The sequence below is a fragment of the Microbacterium cremeum genome, assembly GCF_015277855.1.
Classification (GTDB): domain Bacteria; phylum Actinomycetota; class Actinomycetes; order Actinomycetales; family Microbacteriaceae; genus Microbacterium; species Microbacterium cremeum.
The window spans coordinates 1275878-1298803 of record NZ_CP063812.1; the positions used below are offsets into that span (position 1 = coordinate 1275878).

The 22926-nt window shown below is 71.2% G+C and carries 20 protein-coding genes and 1 pseudogene; 6 read left to right on the forward strand and 15 right to left on the reverse strand.

Features of this window, described 5'->3' with window-relative positions; genetic code table 11:
• Positions 1–13: 13 nt before the first annotated feature.
• Complete coding sequence (locus tag IM778_RS05625; protein ID WP_194411071.1) at positions 14–1120, reverse strand: class I SAM-dependent methyltransferase; 1107 nt, start codon at positions 1118–1120, stop codon at positions 14–16.
• Positions 1121–1240: 120 nt separating this feature from the next.
• On the opposite strand from IM778_RS05625, the gene IM778_RS05630 reads away from it, so the two are divergent.
• Complete coding sequence (locus IM778_RS05630) at positions 1241–3811, forward strand: ATP-dependent Clp protease ATP-binding subunit (RefSeq protein WP_194411072.1); 2571 nt, start codon at positions 1241–1243, stop codon at positions 3809–3811.
• Between the two features lie 96 nt (positions 3812–3907).
• Here the strand turns inward: IM778_RS05630 and IM778_RS05635 are convergent.
• Both IM778_RS05635 and IM778_RS05640 read right to left on the reverse strand, forming a co-directional pair.
• Positions 3908–4186 (reverse strand): annotated as a pseudogene (locus tag IM778_RS05635) (DUF72 domain-containing protein); the annotation flags it as partial.
• 117 nt (positions 4187–4303) lie between these two features.
• Positions 4304–4663: a hypothetical protein gene (locus IM778_RS05640; protein WP_194411074.1), complete on the reverse strand. Its 360-nt coding sequence runs from the start codon at positions 4661–4663 to the stop codon at positions 4304–4306.
• Between the two features lie 460 nt (positions 4664–5123).
• Here IM778_RS05640 and IM778_RS05645 point away from each other — a divergent pair, with 460 nt between their 5' ends.
• The gene (locus IM778_RS05645) at positions 5124–5285 is read left to right on the forward strand and encodes a hypothetical protein (protein WP_228484770.1); all 162 of its coding nucleotides are present in this window, start codon (positions 5124–5126) and stop codon (positions 5283–5285) included.
• 96 nt (positions 5286–5381) lie between these two features.
• Here the strand turns inward: IM778_RS05645 and IM778_RS05650 are convergent, their stop codons facing one another.
• Complete coding sequence (locus IM778_RS05650; protein WP_194411075.1) at positions 5382–6104, reverse strand: DUF72 domain-containing protein; 723 nt, start codon at positions 6102–6104, stop codon at positions 5382–5384.
• Positions 6105–6219: 115 nt separating this feature from the next.
• Here IM778_RS05650 and IM778_RS05655 point away from each other — a divergent pair, with 115 nt between their 5' ends.
• Together IM778_RS05655 and IM778_RS05660 are read left to right on the forward strand one after the other, a co-directional pair.
• Complete coding sequence (locus IM778_RS05655) at positions 6220–7113, forward strand: LLM class flavin-dependent oxidoreductase (protein WP_194411076.1); 894 nt, start codon at positions 6220–6222, stop codon at positions 7111–7113.
• Complete coding sequence (locus IM778_RS05660) at positions 7110–7883, forward strand: LLM class flavin-dependent oxidoreductase (protein WP_194411077.1); 774 nt, start codon at positions 7110–7112, stop codon at positions 7881–7883. Before IM778_RS05655 ends, IM778_RS05660 begins: the two co-directional genes overlap by 4 nt.
• Positions 7884–7899: 16 nt before the next feature.
• On the opposite strand, the gene IM778_RS05665 is transcribed toward IM778_RS05660, so the two are convergent.
• Positions 7900–9153, reverse strand: coding sequence for an endonuclease/exonuclease/phosphatase family protein (locus IM778_RS05665; protein WP_194411078.1), 1254 nt, complete (start codon positions 9151–9153; stop codon positions 7900–7902).
• Between the two features lie 153 nt (positions 9154–9306).
• Here IM778_RS05665 and IM778_RS05670 point away from each other — a divergent pair, with 153 nt between their 5' ends.
• Positions 9307–10842, forward strand: coding sequence for an ATP-dependent DNA ligase (locus tag IM778_RS05670; RefSeq protein WP_194411079.1), 1536 nt, complete (start codon positions 9307–9309; stop codon positions 10840–10842).
• Positions 10839–11537 (forward strand): NAD-dependent deacylase, encoded by a 699-nt coding sequence (locus IM778_RS05675; protein WP_194411080.1) that lies wholly within the window; start codon positions 10839–10841, stop codon positions 11535–11537. Before IM778_RS05670 ends, IM778_RS05675 begins: the two co-directional genes overlap by 4 nt.
• 51 nt (positions 11538–11588) lie before the next feature.
• Here IM778_RS05675 and IM778_RS05680 read toward each other — a convergent pair whose 3' ends face one another.
• From IM778_RS05680 to IM778_RS05725, 10 genes are all read right to left on the reverse strand, one after another.
• A complete protein-coding gene (locus IM778_RS05680) occupies positions 11589–12860 on the reverse strand; it encodes a sugar ABC transporter permease (RefSeq protein ID WP_194411081.1) in 1272 nt (423 codons plus the stop codon).
• Complete coding sequence (locus tag IM778_RS05685; RefSeq protein WP_194411082.1) at positions 12857–13684, reverse strand: ATP-binding cassette domain-containing protein; 828 nt, start codon at positions 13682–13684, stop codon at positions 12857–12859. The genes IM778_RS05680 and IM778_RS05685 overlap by 4 nt, the downstream gene beginning before the upstream one ends.
• An 85-nt stretch (positions 13685–13769) precedes the next feature.
• On the reverse strand, positions 13770–14849 hold the full coding sequence (locus tag IM778_RS05690; RefSeq protein ID WP_194411083.1) for a substrate-binding domain-containing protein: 1080 nt from the start codon (positions 14847–14849) through the stop codon (positions 13770–13772).
• A 261-nt stretch (positions 14850–15110) separates the two neighbouring features.
• Positions 15111–16295, reverse strand: a complete 1185-nt coding sequence (locus IM778_RS05695; RefSeq protein ID WP_194411084.1) for a sugar ABC transporter permease — start codon at positions 16293–16295, stop codon at positions 15111–15113.
• Complete coding sequence (locus IM778_RS05700) at positions 16292–17254, reverse strand: ATP-binding cassette domain-containing protein (protein ID WP_420488844.1); 963 nt, start codon at positions 17252–17254, stop codon at positions 16292–16294. The genes IM778_RS05695 and IM778_RS05700 overlap by 4 nt, the downstream gene beginning before the upstream one ends.
• Before the next feature lie 28 nt (positions 17255–17282).
• Positions 17283–18380: a sugar ABC transporter substrate-binding protein gene (locus IM778_RS05705; RefSeq protein WP_194411085.1), complete on the reverse strand. Its 1098-nt coding sequence runs from the start codon at positions 18378–18380 to the stop codon at positions 17283–17285.
• Positions 18381–18389: 9 nt separating this feature from the next.
• Positions 18390–19595: an ROK family transcriptional regulator gene (locus IM778_RS05710; protein ID WP_194411086.1), complete on the reverse strand. Its 1206-nt coding sequence runs from the start codon at positions 19593–19595 to the stop codon at positions 18390–18392.
• Positions 19596–19640: 45 nt separating this feature from the next.
• Positions 19641–20504: an NYN domain-containing protein gene (locus IM778_RS05715; protein WP_194411087.1), complete on the reverse strand. Its 864-nt coding sequence runs from the start codon at positions 20502–20504 to the stop codon at positions 19641–19643.
• Between the two features lies 1 nt (position 20505).
• Positions 20506–21498 carry a Gfo/Idh/MocA family protein gene (locus IM778_RS05720; protein ID WP_194411088.1) on the reverse strand — a complete coding sequence of 331 codons (993 nt, stop codon included), beginning with the start codon at positions 21496–21498 and terminating at the stop codon, positions 20506–20508.
• Positions 21495–22883, reverse strand: coding sequence for an O-acetylhomoserine aminocarboxypropyltransferase/cysteine synthase family protein (locus IM778_RS05725; RefSeq protein WP_194411089.1), 1389 nt, complete (start codon positions 22881–22883; stop codon positions 21495–21497). The genes IM778_RS05720 and IM778_RS05725 overlap by 4 nt, the downstream gene beginning before the upstream one ends.
• Between the last annotated feature and the right edge of the window lie 43 nt (positions 22884–22926).

A 22926-nucleotide genomic window follows, 5' to 3' on the forward strand; every position in this document is an offset into this window, starting at 1 on the left:
CGGCATCCGGTCGTCAGCGCCTCACCGAGGCGGTCACCGTGAACTTGCTGTTGCGCGCGACCTGACGCGTCGGCCCGACGATCCGCTCGAGCGCCGGGCGGTAGCGCAGCGCCGAGTTCCACACCGCCCACAGTTCGCCGCCCGGCCGGAGGACGCGCGCCGCGTCGGCGAACATGCGCGGAGCGATCCCCTCGTGGATGGCGGTGCCGGAGTGGAAGGGCGGGTTCACGGCGACGAAGGCGGCGGAGGCGTCCGGCTGCGACGCGAGCATGTCGTCGCGCACCACGTCGACCCGATCGCCTACGCCGTTCGCGTCGGCGGTGGCACGCGCCGACGCGACGGCGGCGGCGGACTGATCGCAGGCGATGACGCGGATCCCCGGATGCCGCAGCGCGAGGGCCGTCGCGATGACGCCAGTTCCGCACGCCAGGTCGATGACGGCCCCGCCGCCGGGGGCGGCCTGCGGGAGGTGCTCGAGGAGGAACCTCGTGCCGATGTCGATGGCGGTTCCCGCGAAGGCGCCGCCGAACGCGCACACCACCATTCCGTCGTGCTCGGCGTGGCGCGCCAGGGGGTCGCGACCATGGTGTGGACCGCGTGCCACCAGCACGCGTGACTTCTGGCGCGCGTGCGTGACGTCGACGCGCTCGAAGTGCTCGCGCAGCACGTCGTTCATCGCGAGCGACATGTGCTTGATCCTCCCGCCCGCGTACACGACGACTTCGGGCGAGGCGTGCGCGGCGACGAGCCCGGCCAGGTCGCGTAGCGCGTCGAGCGAGCGGGGCAGGCGCATCAGCACGACGCGCGCATCGCGCACGAGGCCGGCGTCCAGTGTGAGCGACCTGTAGTGCTCGCCGAGTCCGGACCGCTCGGCGTTCGCGGCAAGCGCCCGTTCGCCGGTGAGCGCGTCCTGGTGCACACGGATGCCGCGGCCGCCGTCCGCGGCCGCGCCGAGGGTCAGCGCCCCGTAGGCGTCGCCGATGACCGTGATGCCGTCGCCCGCCGCGCGGCGAGCGGACGCCGACTCGTCGAGGATCAGCCGGTCCGCGGCATCCGTCGCCACGAGGCCGGGCGCTTCGATGTCGGGCCAGCGCCGCAGCGTGTCGAACGAGAAGGTCACCGCTCCACCGTAGATCGCCGTCGACCGGGAATACGACCGAAGAGGAGCCGTTGAAGTTGATACGGCGGTGCTCAAGTTCGTAAACTTGACAGCACCTCACTCAAGTTCAGGAGAGACGGAATGCCCGAAGACTTCACCCCCTCGAGCGGCGCCGACGACAACGCGAGCTCGTTCGACGAGTTCCTCGCGCGCTACCTCGCGGGCGAGCGCGCCCGCGTGGAGCGCTCGATCGACCTCAGCCGCTTCCTCGGCGCGCGCACGCAGCAGCTGCTGCAGCGCGCCGGCAAGTACGCGCTCGAGCGCGGCCAGCTCGAGCTCGACGCCCTGCACGTGCTGAGGATCCTCGCCGCCGAGGCGCCCGCCAAGGACGCCATCGAGCGCATCGGCGCCGACGCCCGTGCCATCGTCCGCGCGACCGAGGAGCGGCTGCCCGCCGCCTCGAGTCCCGCCGACGTCGACGGTGCGGTGGTGACGCCGTCGGTGCAGCGCGCGCTCTTCCACGCCTTCCAGGTGGCGCGCTCGTCAGGCTCGACCTACGTCGATCCCGAGCACCTCTTCTTCGCGTTGGTGCTCGCGCAGGACACGCCCGCCGGTCAGGTGCTCGCACGCGCCGGGGTGACGGCGGAGGCCCTCACGCAGGCCGTCCGCGAGACGGTCGCGCCGGGCGGCGAGGCCACACCGGACGACGACACGGATGCCGCGGCATCCGGCACACCCATGCTCGACGCCTACGGCACCGACCTCACGGCTCTCGCCGTGGCCGGACGACTCGACCCGGTGATCGGACGCGCCGACGAGATCGAGCAGACGATCGAGATCCTCAGCCGCCGCACCAAGAACAACCCGGTGCTCGTCGGCGAGGCGGGCGTCGGCAAGACCGCGATCGTCGAGGGGCTCGCGCAGGCGATCGTCGACGAGGCCGTGCCCGAGCAGCTCGTCGGCAAGCGGGTCGTCGCGCTCGACCTCGCGGCGATGCTCGCCGGCACGCGCTACCGCGGCGACTTCGAGGAGCGCCTCACCAAGACGATGGACGAGATCGCCGCGCACCGGGGCGAGCTCATCGTGTTCATCGACGAGGTGCACACGGTGGTCGGGGCGGGCGGCGCCGGCGACGGCGGCATGGACGCCGGCAACATCCTCAAGCCCCGCCTCGCGCGCGGCGAGCTGCACCTCGTGGGGGCGACGACGCTCAAGGAGTACCGCGTCGTCGAGAAGGACCCGGCTCTCGAGCGCCGGTTCCAGCCCGTGAAGGTCGGCGAGCCGTCGATCGAGGACGCCGTCCTGATCCTCCAGGGCCTCAAGCCGGCGTACGAGGAGCACCACGGCATCGCGTACACCGACGAGGCGCTGCGCGCCGCCGTCGAGCTCAGCGACCGGTACCTCCCCGACCGCGTGCTGCCCGACAAAGCGATCGACCTCATCGACCAGGCGGGTGCGCGCCTGCGCCTGCGCCTGGGCGCCCAGGTCGACGTGAGCGCGCTCATGGCGCGCCTGGCGACGCTGGAGGCCGACAAGAACGCGGCCGTCTCGGCGGAGCAGTACGAGGAGGCGTCACGCATCCGCGACGAGATCGCCGCGGTGCAGGAGAAGCTCGACGACGTCTCGTCTCGCTCCGCCCGCAACACGGCCGATGCGGTGGCGGCCGTGGTCGGCGAGCCCGAGATCGCCGCGGTGATCAGCCGTGCCACCGGCATCCCGGTCGATCGGCTCACCGAGACCGAGCGCGAGCGCCTGGCCTCGCTCGAGGACGAGCTGCACGCGCGCGTCATCGGGCAGGACGACGCCGTGGCCGCCGTGGCCAAGGCGGTGCGGCGCAACCGCACCGGAATGGGCGACCCGCGGCGGCCGGTGGGATCCTTCCTCTTCCTCGGTCCGACGGGGGTCGGCAAGACCGAGCTCGCGAAGGCGCTGGCCGCGAGCCTCTTCGACGACGCGGGAGCGGTCATCCGCTTCGACATGAGCGAGTTCGGCGAGCGCCACACCGTGTCGCGGCTCGTCGGGGCGCCTCCCGGATACGTCGGCTACGACGAGGCCGGGCAGCTCACCGAGCGGGTGCGCCGCAACCCGTACTCGATCGTGCTGTTCGACGAGATCGAGAAGGCGCACCCCGACGTGTTCAACCTGCTGCTGCAGGTGCTCGACGACGGGCGCCTCACCGACGGCCAGGGTCGCACGGTCGACTTCCGCAACACTGTCATCGTGATGACCTCGAACCTGGGCTCGGAGTTCCTCGCCTCGCGCAGCGGCGCCATCGGCTTCATCGCCGACGGCGGCGGCGAGACGGGCTTCGGCTCCGAGAAGGACCTCCGCGACCGCGTCTTCGGCAAGCTCCGCGAGGCGATGCGGCCCGAGTTCCTCAACCGCATCGACGAGATCGTGCTGTTCCGCAAGCTCGACAAGCCGCAGCTGCGCGAGATCGTGCGGCTCCTGCTCGGCGCGGGCGAAGCGCGCCTGGGCAAGCGCGAGATCGCGTTCGAGGTCACCGAGGCCGCCGTGGACTGGCTCGCCGATCACGGCTACGAGCCCGAGTACGGCGCGCGCCCGCTGCGCCGCCTGATCCAGCGCGAGGTCGACGACCGCATCGCCGACCTCCTCGTCACCGGTGCGCTCGCCGACGGCGGGTCGGTGACGGTGGATGCCTCGGCGGAGGGCATCGTCGCCCGGGCGGAGGCGTTCGCGACTGCCGCGTGATGCAGTCGCCCCCCGAACCGGCTGCGGCTGCAGAAACCTGTCGCGGCGCACCCGATCTGGGGCGCCGCGACAGGTTTCTGGCGCCCTACGACGTGCTCAGGCGCCCAGCATCCGTTTCAGGGTCCGGGCGTTGCGTACGGCGTTGCCCTCGCCGTCGTTGTTGAAGTACGCGAAGACCTCGTGGCCGTCGACCTCCCACTGGCGCGTGCGCTCGGCCCACTCGGCCAGCGCCTCGTCGGAGTACGACCCGCGATAGAGGTGCTGACGATCGGGCCCGTGCAGGCGGACATAGACGAGCGGTGCCGTGACGCGCAGCACGTGGACGAGCTGGGCGCCGCTCATGATGCAAAAGGCGGCGCCGTGCCGTTCGAGAATGAATGTCGGCTCGATCTTCTGCCGGAGACGACGCTCCGTCTCGCCCAGCGCCGTGGGTGAAGCACTCAGCCCCGGTCTGTACAGACCGGGGCTGAGTGCTCAGTAGCAGATCGAGGTCTAGCGACGGTTGGTCAGCAGCTGCAGCACCGCAACCATCACCATGACCGCGCCCACGATCACGGGGTAGGCGGTGACCGCGCCATAGGGAATCGTGTTCAGCGGGTCCAGCCAGTCCGACGGCGCAGACGACCAACTGAATCGCATTGCGGCCATTACGACGACCACGAGAACGATGAGAATTCCGGCAGACAGACCGACGATGGGCCATCGCCACGCGATGACGACCGCGCCGGCGCCGACGAGGGCGGTCAAGGCGAGAGCCAGGGGACTGAACATGAAGTTCTCTGGGACTCGCACCGTCGAAGCCACGGCAACGAGGTAGTACATGACGGCCCCCGTTACGAGACCGATCACCACCGACAAGCCAACCTTGGAACCACTCGCTCGTGCTTTCCCCAATTCAGTCGGGGATACCGATGCGGACATCATCTACCTCCCTCAGACGCTGCAGGCCAGGTTCACGCTTGGGGACGACGCGACCAAGGATGAGCCGATGGCATTTTCTCCGTATCAACCCGTGGTCGCGGTGCCCGTGCAGGCTCTGGACGTTGTCCAGTAGTTGGTGAATCCAGGGTTTGCATCTTCTGCGTCCTGGCGCCACGCGAGTCATCCTTTGACTCGATCACGCGACACCGACTCATTGGACAAGCGGATTTCAACCATATCCAGATTGCGCATTTGTGCACCAGGCATCCGGAAGGACGACGGCAGCTACGAGGACGGCGCAACGATCGGCTACCACGTGGCCGTGCGGGGCAACCAGGCGGTGAGTCTCGTCGACGCGGCCGAGGGGCCTTGACCCCGGATCGTGGACACGGTGTCGTTTCGGTTGCTCGGTGCGGGCGAAGTGCGCCTGGCCCGCCGAGAGGTCGACCTCGTCGTCACCGAGGCCGCGGTGGAATGGCTGGCCGAGCACGGCTACGAGCCCGAGTACGGCGCGCGCCCGCTGCGGGCGGAGGCGTTCGCAGCCGCCGCGTGACGCAGTCGCCCCCCGAACCGGCTGCGGCTGCAGAAACCTGTCGCGGCGCACCCGATCTGGGGCGCCGCGACAGGTTTCTGCAGCCCTACGACGTGCTCAGGCGCCCAGCATCCGTTTCAGGGTCCGGGCGTTGCGTACCGCGTTGCCCTCGCCGTCGTTGTTGAAGTACGCGAAGACCTCGTGGCCGGAGCCCTCCCACTCTCGGATGCGCTCGGCCCACCACGCCAGGTCGTCGTCGGAGTACGAGCCGTCGTAGAGGCGCTCGGGGTCGGGGCCGTGCAGCCGGACGTACACCAGCTGCGCCGTCGCGCGCAGGATGCAAGGCAGCCGCGCGCCGCTCATGACGCAGTACGCGGCGCCGTGCCGCTCCAGGAGCGGGAAGATCGTCCCGTCGTCGGTCCATGACGGATGACGGAACTCGATGACCGGCCGGGTCCACGCGGGAAGCGCCTCGAGGAACGCGTCCAGACGCTCGTCGTCGCGCTCCATCGCGGGGTGCAGCTGCACGATGAGCGGGCCTCGGCGCCCGTCGAGGGCGTGGAGGCCGCGCGTGATTCGCTCGATCCACACGCCGGGATCGCGCAGCCGTCGGGCGTGCGTCAGCCCGCGGGGAGCCTTGACCGCCATCTCGAAGCCCACGGGCACGCGGTCTCGCCAAGAGGCGAACCGCGTGTCGGCCGGCCACCGGTAGAAGCTGCCGTTGAGTTCGACGGTGTCGAACTCGGAGGCGTACTGGTCGAGCCAGCCGCGCTGGTCGCCGCGGTAGAGCACGCCCCGCCAGTGCGGGTAGACCCAGCCTGAGGTTCCGATGCGCGCCATATCGACATCCTCCGTGGCGCGGCGGGTCCGCGGGACGGGGTTGCGGGGCGCGGGCGCCGCGGGTACGCGGGGCGGCGGCTTCCGCGACGTCGGTGCGTCCTGCCAGAGTGGACGCATGGCACGCATCGGCGCGATCTTCAACCCTTACACGCACTCTCCCGACGAGTTCCGCGACGCCGTGCTCGCGGCCGAGGAGGGGGGAGTGCCCGAGCTGTGGATCTGGGAGGACTGCTTCCGCCAGTCGGCTTTCGCCACCGTCGGCGCCGCGCTCGCCTGGACGGACCGCCTGCGCATCGGCATCGGGATCGCACCGATGCCGCTGCGCAACGTCGCGGCGACCGCGATGGAGATCGCGACCGTCGAGCGGCTCTTCCCGGGCCGCCTGCTGCCGGGCGTGGGCCACGGCGTGCTGCCCTGGATGGGCCAGGTCGGCGCCCGCGTCGCCTCGCCTCTCACCCTCATGCGCGAGTACGTGCCCGCCCTGCGAGGGCTGCTCGCCGGCGAGAAGGTCGACGCGGACGGTCGCTATGTGACGCTCGACGGCGTGCAGCTGGACTATGCGCCGGCCACGCCGCCGCGCGTGTACGCGGCCGCGGAGGGGCCCAAGACCTTGCGGCTGAGCGGCGAGGTCGCCGACGGCACCGTCCTCGACAGCGGGCACACCGCGGCCGAGCTGGCCGCCTCGATCGCCGCGATCGGCGAAGGGCGCGCGGCGGCGGGGCGCGACGCCGCGCACGACAACGTCGCGTACGTGGTGACGGCGTTCGGGACGGATGCCGAGGCCCGCGCCCGCGCGGACGTCGGCGACAAGCCCGATCCGCTCGAGCGCGCGCTGTGGGGCGACCCGGCACAGGTCGCCGAGGGCGCGCGGGCCTTCTTCGCCGTGGGGGTCGACGAGGTCGTCCTGCTGCCCGCGTCGCGCACCGACCTGCGCGAGTTCTACAGCGCCGCGGGCGAGGTGGCGAGGATCGTGGGCGCGGGCGCGCCGGTCGCCGCGAGCGCGGTATGACGGCTCTGCTGTCGATCGGGATCGCGGCCGCCGCAGGCCCCGGCCTCGCGGCGCGCCTCGCGCCGGTGGTGGAGCGCGCCGGGCTGCACGCGCTGTGGGTGAACGACACGCCGGGCGACGACGCGCTCGCGGTGATCGCCGCGGCCGCCCGTGCGACGGATCGGCTCGTGCTCGCGACCGGCGTGCTCCCGATGGACCGGCGGACGCCGGAGGGTGTCGCCGCGGAGGTCCGCCGCCTCGGGCTGCCGCGCGAGCGGCTCGTGCTCGGGATCGGCTCGGGCGCCGCCGGGGCCGGGGCCCTCGCGCGCGTCGAGGCCGCGGCGGCGACTCTGCGAGCCGAGCGTCCGGCGCGCACGGTGGTGGGAGCGCTCGGGCCGAGGATGCGACGGCTCGCCGCCGAGGCATCCGACGGCGTGCTGCTCAGCTGGCTCACCCCCGATGCCGCTCGGGTCCAGGCGGCGGAGGCGCACGCCGTGTCCTCGTCCACGCACGTCGCGCTGTACGTCCGGACGGCTGCCGACGCCGCGGCCGTGCCGCGGCTCGAGGCGGAGGCCGAGCGCTACGGCGGCTACCCGTCCTATGCCGCGAACTTCGCGCGGCTGGGGGTCCGCGCCGGCGAGACGGTGATCCGTCCGGACGGCCTGGCCGACGGCATCCGTCACCATCGCGCAGGCGTCGACGAGCTCGTGCTGCGTGCGATCGTCGCCGACGAGACGGCCTCGGCCTACGAGGGGTTCGTGCAGGCCGTGGCCGAAGCGGCCACGGCCTGACACGGGGCCCTCCGGTTCAGCGTCCGACGCGCGGGACCTCGACATCGACCCACACGAGTCGGTGATCGCTGCTCGGGAAGGGGAACACGCCGGTCAGCGCCGACAGCGGATCGGCCTGCACCGGCCAGAACACGCCGGCGCCAGCGACGGGGAGGCTCCGCGAGGGCAGCACGTAGTCGGCGCGCAGGTTGCCGGGCGCGGTGTCGGCGAAGTCCGCGGTGTCGAAGCGGGGGTCGCCGACGTGCGTCGCGTTCGCCCCGCCCTGCAGCGCGGCCGCCTCGACGGCGCCCTCCGAGGCCGGCAGCGGGTCGACGATGCGGCGGTTGCCGAGCAGCTGGTCGATCGCGGCATCCACCGAGTCGCCGTCGAGCGGATCGGCGTTCTGGTCGCCCAGGATGACGAAGGACGCCGCCGGAGAGAGCCCGCCGCGCCCTCCCTCGTCGTCGTAGATGTAGCGTCCGGCGCCGGGCGTCACGTAGTCGGCCCAGAAGCGGATCTCGTCGTGGTTGCGCGTGCCGTTGCGGTCCTCGGGGCCGTCGAACGTGGGCGGCGTCGGGTGTGACGCGAGCACGTGCACGGTGTGGCCGCCGACCTGCACGGGCACGTCCCAGTGCGATTTGCTCGACAGACGGAACACCGCGAGCTCCTCGGGGGAGTACCAGTCCGCCGGAGCCGCGGTCGCCGGGTCGTCGGGCAGCAGCGCGCCGGGCATGTCCTTCCACAGGAAGTGCTGGAAGGTACGGACCTCCGCGGTCGCGATGGGGTGCTTCGAGAGCACCACCATGCCGTACTGGCCCTCGAACAGACCGAAGCCGAACGCGTCGTCGCCGCCCGAGACCTCGCCGTCGTTGTTGAGGTCGAAGCCGCTGGGGATTCCGGTGTTCGACGGGGCGACGAACGCGTACGGGTAGTCGACGGCGCCGGCGCCGTTCTGGCTCACCTCGAGGTAGTTGTCGCGGAAGAGGTCGACCGCGACGCCGCCCTCGACGTAGTCGAACTCGTTGAGGAGCACGACGTCGGGATTCGCGCGCTGGATGATCTCGGCGACCGTGCGCGCCTGCGCGTTCGCGCCCGTCGACAGGTCCGCGACGAGCTGGCCGGGGGCGTTGCGGTTGAGCGACAGGTTGAAGGTCGCCACGCGCAGCGTGTCGTCCTGCACCGGGCGGGCGGTCGACGCGGAACCGGCAGCGGCGGCGGGAACCGCGGCACCGGCGGCGACGAGCGCGGCGCCTGCCGCGACAGCGATCCAGCTTCGGGAACGGGGGGTCATGGGTACTCCTTCGTGGGGATGACGGTGACGCCGGCCACGACATGTGAAACGGCGCCACGCACCACGCTAGGCGGGCGCGGTGACCAGCGGAAGAACGCGAGGCGAACCGGCCCGGCCGAGACAGGTGTCGCCGGCCGGTGCGAGAATGCCGGAATGCTGCTGCACGATCTCGTGACGGCGACGGATGCCGTGGCCTCGACGTCGTCGCGACTGGCCAAGGTCGCAGCCCTCGCGGCCGCGCTGCGCGAGCTCCAGCCCGACGAGGTGGCTCCGGCGATCGGGTTCCTCACCGCCAGTCCTCGGCAGGGACGCCTCGGCGTGGGATGGCGGAGCCTCACGAAGCTCGACGTCGCCCACGCGACCACCCCGACCCTCACGCTGTCGGACGTCGACGCCGCGCTCAGCCGGCTCGCGCGGGCCGACGGCCCCGGGTCGGTGCTCGCGCGCACGGCCGAGCTCGAGGCGCTCGCCGCCGCCGCGACCGACGCCGAGTGGGACTTCCTCGCGCGCGTCATGCTCGGAGAGCTGCGCACCGGCGCGCTCGAGGGGGTGCTCCTCGACGCGATCGCGAAGGCGTCCGAGCGGGATGCCCCGACCGTGCGGCGTGCCGCGATGCTCTCGGGAGACCTCGGCGCGACCGCCCGCATCGCCCTCACCGGCACGCCCGAAAACCTCGCTGCGATCGGACTCGAAGTGGGGCGCGGCGTGCTGCCGATGCTCGCCTCGACCGCGGCGTCGGCGACCGAGGCGCTCCAGACGCTCGGGGGAGCGGCATCCGTCGAGTACAAGCTCGACGGCGCCCGCATCCAGGTGCACCGCTTCGGCGACGACGTGCGCGTGTTCACCCGCAGCCTCGCCGACATCACGCACCGGGTGCCCGAGATCGTCGCCGTCGCGCGGGCGCTGCCGGCCGACGGCGTGATCCTCGACGGCGAGACGCTGTCGCTCGACGAGGACGGCGGCCCCCGCCCGTTCCAAGACACCATGGCCCGCTTCGGCTCGCTCCTCGCGGACGGCGACGCCACCGCGGCCGTGCTGCGGCCGTGGTTCTTCGACATCCTGCATCTCGACGGCCGCGACCTGATCGACGAGCCGCTCTCGACCCGGCTCGCGCTGCTCGAGCGCGTCGCGGGGACGGCGCGCATGCCGGGCATCGTGACCGATGACGCCGCAGCCGCCGAGGAGTTCTCGCGTGACGCGCTGCTCGCCGGACACGAAGGCGTCATGGTGAAGGCGATCGACTCGGCGTACGCCGCCGGGCGTCGCGGAAAGAGCTGGCTCAAGGTCAAGCCGGTGCTCACCTACGACCTCGTGGTCCTCGCGGTCGAATGGGGCTCGGGGCGGCGCACCGGCCTGCTCTCGAACCTGCACCTGGGCGCCCGCGACCCCGAGGGCAGGTTCGGCGAACCGGGCGGCTTCGTGATGGTCGGCAAGACGTTCAAAGGGCTCACCGATGCCACGCTGCGCTGGCAGACGGAGCACTTCCCGACGATCGAGACGCATCGCACGTCGTATGCGGTGCACGTGCGCCCCGAGACGGTCGTCGAGATCGCGATCGACGGCGTGCAGCGCTCGACGCGGTACCCGGGCGGCGTCGCGCTGCGGTTCGCGCGCGTGAAGGGGTACCGCCCCGACAAGCGGCCCGGCGACGCCGACACGATCGAGACGCTGCGGGCGCTGCTGCGGTGACCCGGATCGTCGTGCTCACCGGCGCCGGCATCTCGGCCGAAAGCGGCGTGCCGACCTTCCGCGGCGCCGACGGCCTGTGGGAAGGGCATCGCATCGAGGACGTCGCGACGCCCGAAGCGTACGAACGCAACCCCGACACGGTGCTCGCCTTCTACGACGCGCGGCGACGAGCCGTGGAGGCCGTCGCCCCGAACGCGGCGCACCGCGCGCTCGCGCGACTCGAGGAGGCGATCGGGGGCGACCTGCTCGTGGTGACGCAGAACGTGGACGATCTGCACGAGCGCGCCGGCACGCGCGACCTCGTGCACATGCACGGCGAACTGCGCCGGGCGCTGTGCACGGGATGCGGGGCGCGGCCCGGGTGGGAGGGCGATCTCATCCACCGGCCCCCGTGCCCGGAGTGCGGCGAACGGATGCTGCGCCCCGACGTGGTCTGGTTCGGCGAGATGCCCTACGACCTCGACTGCATCGAGAACGCGGTCGTGGCGTGCGATGTGTTCGCCTCGATCGGCACCTCCGGCTCGGTCTATCCGGCGGCGGGATTCGCGGCGCTGGCCGCGGCCTTCGGGGCGCGAACCGTCGAGTTGAACCTCGAGCCGAGCGACGCGTTGGTGCCCTTCGACGACGCCCGCGCCGGCCCGGCGACCGAGCTCGTGCCCGCGTGGGTCGAGGAGCTGATCGCCGCGCGCACGTGAAAGCGCCGGGCGGATGACCCGCCCGGCGCTCCCGCGTATCGCGAAGGCGGCCTAGATTCTGACGCCGCCGGACCGGATCCTCGACAGGGCGTCGACGGTCGCGGCGAGGATCAGCACGCCGCCGGTAACCAGCAGGTTGACGCCGGCCGGGAGGTTGAGCAGGCCCAGCCCGTTCGTGATGACGGCGATGACGAGCGCGCCGATCGCGGCGTGCATGAGCCGGCCGCGTCCGCCGAAGAGGCTGACGCCGCCGACGACGGCCGCGGCGACACCCGACAGCACGATGTCGCGACCGACGGTCGCGTCGACCGAGCCGACGCGCGCGACGCTCAGCAGCGCCGAGAAGACCGCGAGGCTCGAGCAGATGACGAACGCCCACCACTTGATCCAGCGCACCTTGACGCCCGAGCGTCGCGCCGCCTCGGCGTTGCCGCCGATGGCGTAGACGTAGCGGCCGAACTTGGTGCGGTCGAGCACGAACGTGCCGATCCACAGGATCGCCAGCACCACCGGCACGACGATCGGCACGCCCGTCACCTCGATCACGGACTGGCCGCGGTTCTGGTTCAGCACGTACACGACCACGCCGCCGATGACGGCGATCGCGGCGAGCTTGATCCACACCAGCGAGATCGCCCGGTTCGGCACGCCCGCACGTGCGCGGCGGGCGCGGTCCCAGAACGAGGTCGCCCCCGAGATGATCAGCATGATCGCGAGCATCGCCCAGCCGCCCCACACCGGCAGGTTGCCGTTCTGCAGCGCGATGAGCTCGGGAACCTGGAGGCGGAACAGCCCGCCGGGGCCGATGATCACGAGGGCGAGGCCCTGGAAGCCCAGGAACAGGCCCAGTGTGACCACGAACGAAGGTATCCCGATTCTCGCAACGAAGAAGCCTATGAGCGCGCCGGTGAGGAACCCGAACCCGAACCCGATGAGCAGGGCCAGCGGCCACGGGATGCCGAACTGCGCGTTGAGCACGACGAACAGCGCCATGCCGACACCGCCGGTGACGCCGGCCGACAGGTCGATCTCGCCGAGCAGCAGCACGAACACCAGCGCCATGCCGAGCACGACGAGGGTCGCCGCCTGGTTGAGGAGGTTCGCGAAATTGCGCTCCGTCAGGAAGAACGGGCTCAGCAGCGAGAACAGGATGCCGAGCACGACGAGTCCGCCGACGGCGGGGAGGGCCCCCATGTCACCGCCGCGCACGCGCTGCCACCACGCCCGCACCTGATCGCCGAGGCCGCCCTCGACGCCGCTGCCGATGAGGTCGCTCGCGACCGGGTCGGGCGCGGCCTCGGTCCGGGTCGCATTGGTGCTCATTCCGCGCCTCCTTCGGTGCGAATCGTCTCGGTGCTCATGATCTGGACGTCCCCGAGGGTCTTGGTGCCGGTGATGTAGCCCACGACGTCGTCGCGGGTGGTCTCGCTCGTCGGGATCTGCGCCACCATCTGACCGAGGTACAGCACGGCGATGTCGTCGGCGACCTCGAACACGTCGGCGAGGTTGTGGCTGATGAGGATCACCGCGACGCCCTGTTCCGACAGTCGCTTGACGAGGTTCAGCACCTGCTCGGTCTGCGCGACGCCGAGGGCGGCGGTCGGCTCGTCGAGGATCACCACGCGGGCCTTCTTCAGAACGGCGCGCGCGATGGCGACGGTCTGCCGCTGTCCGCCGGACAGGCTCGAGACCTTCTGCCGCACCGACTTGACGGTCCGCACCGAGAGCGAGCGCAGGGTGTCGGACGCATCCTTCTCCATGCGGCCCTCGTCGAACGTGCCGACCGAGAGCTCCTCGCGCCCGAGGAACATGTTCTGGACGATGTCGAGGTTGTCGCACAGTGCGAGGTCCTGGTAGACGACTTCGATGCCGAGGCTCGAGGCGTCACGGGGGGCGTGCAGATCGCGGTGCACGCCGTCGATGAGGACTTCGCCCTCGTCATAGGGCTGCACACCTGCGAGGCCCTTGATGAGGGTGGACTTGCCGGCGCCGTTGTCGCCGACCAGCGCGGTGACCCGGCCGGGGCGCACTTTGAGATCGACTCCCTTGAGGACGTTGACGGGGCCGAAGGACTTCTTCACGCCGACCAGCTGGATGATCGGCTCCGCGTCGAGCGCGGTTTCTGGGGCGATGGTGATGTCTGACATGCTCGCTTCCTTGCGATGTGCCGGTTGCGCCACGAGGGCGCCGCGCCATCGACGACGCGACGCCCTCGCGGCTGTGAACCGAACGTTACTCGGTGACGCCGTACTGTTCGCAAGCAGCCATCACATCGGGCGTGCAGACGTCGTCGTACGACGCGTCGCCGGCGGCGATGACGTCCTTGACCTGCTCGGGTCCGACCAGGATCGGCGTGACCTGGATGTAGGGCGTGCCGTCGTCGAGTTCGGCATCCGTCTCGACCTCTTCCTGGTTGAGGAGCGCGATGGCCGTCTCGACGGCCGCGGCGGCCTCATCGGCGACCGGCTTGTAGACCGTGGCGGTCTGCCAGCCGAGCAGGATGTTCTGCAGGCCCGCGACGTTGGCGTCCTGACCCGACACGGCGACGCCGGTCAGGTTGTTGTCCTGCAGCACCTTGATGACGCCTGCGGCGTTGGTGTCGTTCGCGACCCACACGCCGTCGACGTTGCCGCCGAGCGAGGTCAGCGCCTGCTCGAAGTTGGTCTGCGACTTGGCCTGGTCCCAGACCCCGGGGGGCTCGGCGGCTGGCTGGATGCCTGCGGCCTCCATCACCTCGACAGCACCCTCCTTGAACATCGCGGCGTTGCCGTCGGTGGGGTCGCCGCCCATGTACACGACGACCGAGGTCGCCGGGTCCTTGCCGGCGGCCTCGAGACCGTCGAGCACCGTCTGGCCTTCGAGGCGGCCGACCTCGACGTTGTCGAACGACACGTAGTAGTCGGCGCCCGCGAACGGACGGTCGTATGCGATGACCGGGATGCCCTCGCCCTTGGCCTTCGCGGCCACGGCCTCGGCGGCGCCCTGGTAGTCCACGAGCAGCATGACGCCGCAGCCCTGGGTGAGCTGCTGGTCGGCGATGGTCGAGTACTTGTTGACGTCGCCCTGTGCGTTCTGGATGTCGACGTCGAAGCCGGCGGCCTCCAGACCCTCCTGCAGGTACTTGCGGTCGAAGTTCTCCCAGCGCGGCGACGACGCCGCGTCGGGGAGGATCACGCAGGCGCGGCCTGCAGCGTCGCCGCCACCGTCGCCACCGTCCGTCGGCGTGCCACCGGATCCGCCGGCACAGCCGGCGAGCATCACCGCAGCGGCGCCCGTGAGGGCGGCCACGGCGAGCAGAGAAGACTTCTTCATCTTTCGCCTTTCGTCATTGAAATGTGCGGGCCCCAGGACCGTCCCTGGCGCACATCGCGCTGAGAGCGATCCTGACGACATCGGTTCTTGGCGTCAAGTCTTGAACGTAACGCTTTGGCAACGCCGGGGAAAGGTTCGACGCATCGGGTCGATCAGGGCGAAATGATTCATCGAGCCGCTAGCGGGCTATCAATATGCCCAGCGCCCTTGCGGTCGCGGAATTTCAAACGACGTTCGTGTTTTGGCTGTGAAGGCAGTCGCTCAGGCTCGACCGGTGGCGGCCCGGGTCCGCCGCGAGATCGAGTCGACGATCACGGCCAGCACCAGCACGACGCCGGTGACCATGAACTGCACCGACGAGTCCAGCTTCAGGAGGAACAGTCCTGACGAGATCGACTGGATCACCACGATGCCGATGAGAGCGGAGTACGCCGACCCGCGACCGCCGAACAGGCTCGTGCCGCCGATGACCGCGGCGGCGATGGCGTTGAGGTTGACGTCTCCCGTGCCCGAGCTCTGGTTCGCCGATCCGAGACGTGCGGCGGCGAGGATGCCACCGGCCGCGGCGAAGGTCGAGCACATCATGAACACCGAGAGATAGATGCGGTCGACGCGGATTCCGGCGCGCCGGGCGGCTTCGGCGGAGCCGCCGACGGCGTAGACCGCGCGGCCCCAGCGGGTGCGGGTGAGTGCGAAGTTCGTCGCCACCACGAGCACGAGGAACACCAGGAACATGACTCCGACGCCGCGGTACAGATTCAGGTACCACGTCGCCACGAGCAGGAACGCCAGGAGCACGGCGCTGCGCACTCCGATCTCGAGATAGCTCTGGCTCACGAGGTTCGCGGCGGCACGACGGCGCGCGCGCCGCACCAGCGAGAACGCGAACGCGGCGACCGCGAGCACCGCGGCGACGTACGACATCCACGCCGGCAGGAACGTGTGCTGCGCGAACTGCACGATCCACGCATCGAACGGGAAGGCGATGGAGCCGGTATCGCCGAGCACCCACAGCTGCAGCCCGAGGAAGCCGAGCAGGCCGGCGAGCGTGATGACGAAACTCGGCAGCCCGAAGCGCGTGAACAGGTAGCCGTACAGCAGTCCGACGAGGCAGCCGATCGCGATCGCCGCGACGATGGCCAGCACGAGGGGCCACTGCAGCTGCATGAACGTCACCGCGAGCACGGCCGCCGCGAGGCCCGACACCGACCCCACCGACAGATCGATCTCGCCGAGGAGGAGCACCAGCACCACCCCGAGTGCGATCGTGCCGATCGCCGCACACTGCATCGTGAGGTTGCTGAGGTTCTCGCTCGAGAGGAACACGGGATTGAGTGCCTGGAACACCGTCCAGATCACCGCGATGCCGACCACCACGGGCACGGCTCCGAGGTCGCCGCCCCGGATCCGTGCTACGAACGAGGCGAGCCTCTCCGAAGCGCTCATCGTGCTCCGCCCGGGCGGTCGCCGTGCCCGCGCCGGGACCGTGCGCTCGGCATCCGGATCACCTTCCCGCCGGGCTCCTCCGCCTCGGATCCGTCGTCGGCGGCGTCGAGGTCGTCGGCGGCGTCGAGGCCGTCGGGGAGTTCGGGACGGCTGGGGGTGCGCGGCTCGCCGGCCGCGGCCTGCCCCGGATGCCGGAGTGCCGAGTGGTCGACGGCGCCCGTGATCGCCGCGATCAGGGTCTCGCTGGTGATGTCGGCGATGTTGTACTCGCCGTTGTTGCGGCCGAGCCGCAGCACGACCGCGCGGTCGGCGACGGCCATCACATCGGCCATGTTGTGGCTGATGAGGATGACGCCGTGCCCGCGTTCGCGGAGCCGTTCGATGAGGTTGAGGACCTCGGCCGTCTGCGCCACCCCGAGTGCGGCGGTCGGCTCGTCGAGGATCACGATGCGCGGCTCGCCGATGAGCGAGCGGGCGATCGCGACGGTCTGCCGCTGCCCGCCCGACAGCGACGCGACCGGCACGCGCACCGAGGGGATCTTCGCCGAGAGCTCGCGCAGCAGTGTCCAGGTGCGCTGCTCCATGTCGACCTCGTCGAGGGTCGCGCCCTCGCGCAGCTCGCGCCCGAGCCACAGATTCGCGACGACGTCCAGGTTGTCGCACAGCGCGAGGTCCTGGAAGATCGTCTCGATCCCGAGCTCCTGGGCGTCGGCGGGGGAGTCGATGCGCACCGGGTCGCCGTCGAACTCGATGACGCCCGCATCCGGGGGGTGCACGCCGGCGAGCACCTTCACCAGCGTCGACTTGCCCGCCCCGTTGTCGCCGACGAGCGCCACGACCTCGCCCTCGTGCACCCAGAAGTCGACGTCGGTGAGCGCGCGCACGGCGCCGAACCGCTTGCCGATCCCGCGCATCATCAGAACGCGCTCGCGCGGTCGCCCCGCCCGCGGGTGCGTCATCGACATGCTCGCCTCCAGGGTCAGGACCCTACCCGATGCCCGCGGCTTCGCACGCATCGGCGTAGGCGGGCGTGCAGATGTCGTCGACCGACCAGAAGTCGTCGGCGACCACCGTCTGCATGATGTTGTCGATCGTGACCGCGACGGGTTCGAGAAGGGTCGCCGGGGTGCCGTCGATCTGCAGGGGCGCCGTCACCTCCTCGCCGTGGAGCAGCGCCACCGCGACCTCCGCGGCGAGCTCGGCCTGCGGCTTGATCGCCTTGTACACGGTCATGTGCTGGTCGCCGGTGAGGATCCGCTGGATCGCCGAGAGCTCGGCATCCTGCCCCGTCACGATCGGAAGCGGGTCGACGTTCGCCGCCCGCAGTGCGGCGATGGCCCCGCCCGCCGTGGCGTCGTTCGCGGCATACACGCCCGCGACCGAGCCGCGGTGCTGCACGATCTGGCCGGCGACCCACTCCTGCGCCTTCTCGGGATTCCAGCCCGGCGTGTCGTACTCGGCCAGCACGCGCAGCCCGCTGTCGTCGATCACGCCGTGTGCGCCCGCCTTGAATGATGCCGCGTTGCTGTCGGTCGGCGAGCCGTTCACCATCAGGATGCCGCTGCCCTCGTCGGCGTCGCGCAGGGCGTCGACGAAGGCCGTCGCCTGCAGGACGCCCACCTTCTCGTTGTCGAACGAGACGTAGTAGGCGAGATCGCCGCCGGCGATGAGACGGTCGTAGGAGATCACCGGCACGCCCTTCGCGTTCGCGGCGGTGACGATGCTGACGGCCGCATTCGCATCGACGGCCGAGATCACCAGCACCCCGGCGCCGGCCGCGAGGGCCGATTCCGCCTGCTGCTGCTGCTTGGCGGCGTCCTGGTCGGCGTTGGCGTAGAGCACGTCGTAGTCGCCGAGCTCGGCGACGCGCGCTTCGAACAGCGGCCGGTCGAACGTCTCGTACCGCGCGGTATTCGCATCGGGCAGCAGCAGCGCGATGGTGTCGTCGCGCGGCGAGGCCCCGGGGGCGGGCGATCCGGTGCAGGCCGCAAGCGCGCCCGCGGCGAGCAGGACGACGGATGCCGCGGCAGCGGCGCGCCGCAGGCTCGCCGGGCGCCGCGGCTGTCGTCGTCGCGTGTCGGGCATCGGACGAGCCTACGCCGTATAGGGCAGCGTCGACGCCGCCGGCAGCTGCTGCGCGTCGAGGGCGACGTGATCGAGCGCGATCGCGATCGCGCCGCGGGTCTCGGCCCATTCGCCGAACGACGCGCCCACGATCTCGGGCAGTCCGCCCGAAGACGACAGCGCCGTGCGCTCGAGCGAGTGGCGCATCGGCGCCATGAGGATCTCGCCGGCCTGGCCGAGCTCGCCTCCCACGACGATCAGCGCGGGGTCGAAGAGATTGCACAGGCTCGCGGCCGCGATGCCGATGTGCCGGCCGGCGTCGGCGATGACCCGCCGCGCGCTGCCGTCGCCCGCCTCGGCGGCGTGGAGCAGGTCGCCCAGTCGGTGCATGCCCTCGCTGGGCGGGAAGAGGGAGAGAAGCGCAGGTCCTCCTGCGTACGTCTCGAGGCAGCCGCGGTTGCTGCAGCGGCAGATCGGCCCGTTCTCGTCGAGGGTGACGTGGCCGATCTGGCCCGCCTTGCCGTTGACGCCGCGGAAGAGGTCGCCGCCGACCACGAGGCCTGCGCTGATCGTGTGTCCGACGCGGATGAAGACCGACGACGCGGCCGCCCTCCCGTTGCCCTCGCGCGCCTCGGCGAGACCGCCCAGGTTCGCCTCGCTGTCGGCGTGCACCTGACGCCCGATGCGCACCGAGAGCGCCTCGGCGACGTCGACGCCCTCCCAGCCGCGCAGCAGCCCAGGCGTCGAGACCATGCCGGTGCGCGGGTCGATCGGCGCGGGGAGGGCGAGGCCGACCGAGAGGAGGTCGGCGAGCGATCCGCCCAGCGACTCCATCATGTCGCCGAGCAGCAGCGACAGCCGGTCGAGCTCGGAGTCATGTCGGTGGTCGAGGGGGAGCGGCAGCGACGTCTGCGTCACGATCGTGCGCGCGGTGTCGGCGATCGCGATGTGCAGGTGCCGAGAGCTGTAGTGCACGCCCGCGACGAGCCCCAGCTGCCGGGCGAGTGAGACCAGGGTGGCGCGGCGGCCGCTGGAGGTGGTGAACGACGTGTGCAGGAGGCCCGACGCGGTGAGCTCTTTCACGATGTTCGAGACCGTGGCGGGCGAGAGGCCGGTGGCGCCGGCCAGCTCGATCTGGGTGAGGCGCCCGTGGCGCTTGAGCGACTCGACGACACGCGCGCGATTGGCCTCGCGCAGCGAGGTCTGCGAGCCCGGCGGGGCGTTACGGCGTGCCACGAATCACACTGTACCGGACGCGCGTTTTCCCAGATCGTGGAGGAATCAGCGTCCGGAGGGCGCCAGCCGGATGAGCACGATGTTGCCCGACTCGTCCACCTCGGCCACGTTGGGGTGTGCCTTGACGAACTCCGAGAAGCTCTTGTATCCGAGTGCTTTCTCGCTGAACGCCGGGTCGAGGCGCTTGATCAGGCTCTTCACCGCCGAGGCGTGCTGCCACTCCACGTCGTCCCTGTCGCTCTCGAGGCGGAGCGCGCGTTCGAGGAGCGAGCCGGTCGGGTCGGCGGCGGCCTTGCGTGCGCGTCGGCGCTGCGGCGCGGCATCCTTCCGCTCCGGTGTGGGCACCGCGATACCCGGGAGGGCGTCGTACGAGTCGAACTGGTCGCACGCGGCCGCCAGCGACTTCGCGGTCGAGCCCGCCACGCCCACGCCGACGACGAAGCGGCCCAGGCGCTTGCAGCGCTGTGCGAGCGGCACGTAGTCGGAGTCGCCGGCGACGATCACGACGTGCGTGAGATCGGGCAGGCGGAACATGTCTTCGACGGCATCGACGGCGAGGCGGATGTCGGCCCCGTTCTTCGCGTACGCGGCCGCGGGGAACAGCTGCACGAGGTCGACCGCGCGCGCGACCAGCTGCGAGCGGTACTCGGCGTTCACGGGCGCGGACCAGTCGGCGTAGGCGCGCGTGAGCACGAGCGTGCCGAACGACGTGGCGTAGTCGATGATCGCCCCGACGTCGATCGTCGCGGCGGCCAGGCGCTCGGAGATCTCGGGCTCGGTGGCGTTCGCGGCGATCTTCTGGCGGTCGCGGGCGTAGGAGTTCTTGCCGTGCACGCGGTCGTACCACGACATCACGATGTTGTCGAAGTCGAGATAGACCGCGACGCGGGCGCTCTGCAGGTCGGCCATGTCATTCCTCCCCGGGGTAGCGCACTCCGACGAGCGTGCGCACCTCGTCGAGCGTGGCCATGATGGCCACCGTCTCGTCGATCGGCAGCACGTCGGAGTCCGTGCGGCCCTCGGCCAGGTACCTCTCGGCGGCGAGGGCCTGGAACTGCATGCCCCGGCCCTCGACCTGCGACACGTAGTCCTCGACGACGGTGCCGTCGTGGGCGACGACGCGGAACGACGTCGGCGTGTACCAGACGCGGGCGATGTCGATGCGCGCGTCGGTGCCGATCACGGAGGCGGTGTTGGGTCCGACGGCACGGGACGCCGACAGCGTGGTCGAGATCGCACCGGATTCGTGCGCCATGATCGTCGCCACCTCGGTGTCGGCGCCGGTCTCGCCCAGGCGTGCCGAGGCGACCACCGACAGCGGCATGCCCAGCAGGTCCCACGCGAACGAGACCGGGTAGATGCCGAGGTCCAGCAGTGCTCCGCCGCCCAGCTCCAGGGCGTTCAGGCGGTGTGCCGGATCGCTCGAGATCCGCTGCGTGTGGTCGGCCGTCACGGCGCGGACCTCGCCGAGGGCGCCCGATGCGACGATCTCGCGGATGCGCGCCATGTGCGGCAGATACCGCGTCCACATCGCCTCCATCGCGAGGAGCCCGCGCTCGGCGGCGGCGTCGCGCACTGCGGCGGCCTCGACGGCGGTGAGGGTGAACGGCTTCTCGACGAGCACATGCTTGCCCGCCTCGAGCGCGAGCAGCGCGTTCGCGGCGTGCATGGGGTGCGGCGTCGCGATGTACACGATGTCGACGTCGGGATCGGCGACGAGGTCCTCGTACGAGCCGTGCGCGTGCGCGATGCCGAAGTCGGCGGCGAACGCCTCGGCGCTCTCGCGGCGGCGCGAGCCGACGGCGGCGATGTCGAGTCCCGCGGTGCGCAGATCGCTCGTGAACGCCCGGGCGATGCCGCCCGGGCCCAGGATGCCCCAGCGAGGGGAGGAGCCAGTGGTCATGAGACCGAGGCTAGTCCTCCGACACCGTGCCTCGCGCTCGCCGCGATCGGATCGAGGGCCCGCGCGAGGTCGTCGACGACGTCTCGGGTGTCCTCGAGGCCGATCGACAGACGCACCGTCGTCGAGCCGATGTGCGCCTCGGCGAGCTGGGCGGGGGAGAGGTGGCTGTGGGTCATCGACGCCGGGTGCGCCACGAGGCTGCGCGCGTCGCCGATGTTGGCGACGAGCTTGACCACCTGCAGTCGTGCGATGAACGCTTCGACGAGCAGGAAGTCCGTCTCGGCATCCCCCGACGCGTGCAGGTCGAACGCGAAGACGGAGCCGGTGCCGTGGGGCAGGTACGTCTCGGCGTTGGCGCGCCACGGGCTCGACGCGAGGCCCGGGTGATGCACGCGAGCCACGGCGGGGTGCGAAGCGAGGAACTGCGCTACCTCGAGCGCGCTGGCGGTATGGCGCGCCATGCGCAGGTCGAGCGTTTCAAGGCCCTGCAGCAGCTGGAAGGCGTTGAACGCCGACAGCGAAGGGCCGAGGTCGTGGACGTACTTGGTCTTGACGAGGGCGATGTACGGCGAGCCCGTCTCGCCGTAGCGCTCGGCGAGGCTGCCGTCGGGCACGCGACGGTAGGTGTCGGTGAGCTGCGGCCAGCGCTCGGGCTCGGCCGTGAAGTCGAACGTGCCGAGGTCGACCACGACGCCGCCGAGCGACGTGCCGTGGCCCCCCAGGAACTTGGTCGCGGAGTGCACCACGATGTCGGCGCCGAAGTCCTTCGCGCGCTGCAGATACGGCGTGGCGACGGTGTTGTCGATCACGAGCGGCACGCCCGCGCGGCGGGCGACCGCGGCGACGGCGCCGAGGTCGAGCACCTGCGCGATCGGGTTCGAGATCGACTCGGCGAACAGCGCGCGCGTGGTCGGGCGCAGCGCGGACTCCCACGACGCGACGTCGTCCTGATCGACGAACGTCACCTCGATGCCCCAGTCGGCGAACGTGTCCTGCAGCAGATCGACCGTGCCGCCGTACAGCTGGCGTGCCGCGACGATGTGCTCGCCCTGCTTGGCCAGCGCGAGGAGGGCGACCGCGACCGCGGCCTGGCCGGACGCCACGCCCGCAGCGCCGATGCCGCCCTCGAGCTCGGCCACGCGCTTCTCGAACACGAGCACCGTGGGGTTCGCCGCACGGCTGTAGATGTTGCCGTCCTTGCGGAGGGCGAAGAGGTCGCGTGCCTCGCTCAATGAGCGGAACTCGAACGCGTTCGACTGGTGGATCGAGGGGACCGCGGTGTTCTCGGCGATGCCGACGTCGTACCCCGCCTGCACCTGCGCTGTCGCGAAGGAGCGCGGAGCGGCCGGACGAGGCGACGGTGCGGGTTCGGGCGCGCGAGACATGCGACCCATTGTCGAGCCCGGCGCCGCGCGCGCCTCCTCGTGT